General features: G+C 58.5%; 1 protein-coding gene. It reads left to right on the top strand.

Annotated elements, in window-relative coordinates; all coding sequences use genetic code 11:
- Window positions 1–62 precede the first annotated feature (62 nt).
- Window positions 63–1,312 (top strand): IS3 family transposase gene (locus tag KVP70_RS33010; protein ID WP_229225260.1). Its coding sequence is split into 2 segments (ribosomal slippage): window positions 63–348 and window positions 348–1,312, totalling 1,251 coding nucleotides; the frame shifts between segments, so codons are not numbered across the junction.
- The last annotated feature ends 39 nt before the right edge of the window (window positions 1,313–1,351 follow it).

Below are 1,351 nucleotides of genomic sequence, written 5' to 3'. Positions count from 1 at the left end.
TATAGTGGATCCCGAATCTGAGACGATGGTTTAAGCTGTGGTCCGTGAAAGGATGACAGCAAATGAGTGAAGGAAAAAAACGGCGGGTGCACACGGCGGAGTTCAAGGGCAAGGTCGGCCTGGAGGCGGTACGCGGGGTGAAGACGGTGACGGAGATCGCACAGGAGTACGGCGTGCATCCGGTGCTGGTTGGCCAATGGAAGAAGGAAATCTTGGACAACGCGGCGGCCTTGTTTGAAGCCAAGCGTGGCCCCAAGCCAGTCGATGAAAGCAGTCCAGAAGATAAGCTGTATGGCGAGATCGGGCGGCTCAAGATGCAGGTCGATTGGCTCAAAAAAAAGCTAGGGGACTGAATCAGGCCGAGCGCTCGCAGTGGATTGAGCGTGGCGATGAGGTACCGTTGGCGATGCAGTGCGAACTGGCAGGCGTGCCGCGCTCCTCGGTCTATCGGCGAATGGATGCAGCGTGCCGGGTCCAGCTCGAAGACGCGGAAGACCTGAAGCTACGGGAGCTGATCGACGAAGAGTACACCAGCCATCCGTTTTACGGCAGCCGCCGGATGACTGTATTTTTGCGCCAAGGCGGTCATCTCGTCAATCGCAAACGCGTGCAGCGCCTGATGCGTAGCATGGGCTTGGCAGGCATGGCGCCAGGTCCGAACACCAGCAAGGCACATCCTCAGCACAAGGTCTATCCCTACCTGTTGCGGGGCGTGCCGGTGACGCGGCCCAACCAGGTGTGGTCGACAGATATCACCTACATCCGACTGGCGCGGGGTTTTGCTTATCTGGTGGCGATCATCGACTGGTACAGCCGCAAGGTGCTGTCCTGGCGCATCAGCAACAGCATGGACGCGTCATTCTGCGTGGACTGCCTGGAGGACGCCTTGCGCCACCATGGAAGACCGGAGGTGTTCAACAGCGACCAAGGCTCGCAGTTCACCAGCTTGGCCTTCACCGATGTGCTCAAGCGCGAAGGTATCACCATCAGCATGGACGGGCGCGGGCGAGCGCTGGACAATATCTTCGTCGAGCGGTTGTGGCGCAATGTGAAGTATGAGGACGTGTATCTGAAGGGATACGCCAACATGGCGGAACTGATGGTGGGCCTGGCGCAGTATTTCGCCTTCTACAACGCGCAGCGCCCGCATCAGGCGCTGAGTTATCAGAGGCCAGATCAAGTCTACCGTGACGGCGTTGGTGGCGGTGCCTTGATCGTCGACAGGTTCGGCGATGACGGTGAAACGTCACAGGAAAAGAGCAGTGCGGGACAGCGCCGAGCAGCTGATGAAGTGGAAACGAGCACAGCTTAAATTAACTGGCAGAGTGTCTTGACTGACGGGTCCACTTTA

The sequence above is a fragment of the Duganella violaceipulchra genome (genome assembly GCF_019166075.1).
GTDB classification, from domain to species: Bacteria; Pseudomonadota; Gammaproteobacteria; order Burkholderiales; family Burkholderiaceae_D; genus Rugamonas; species Rugamonas violaceipulchra.
The sequence above is the reverse complement of the archived record's forward strand: the minus strand, read 5'-3'. Positions and strand labels throughout refer to the sequence as shown.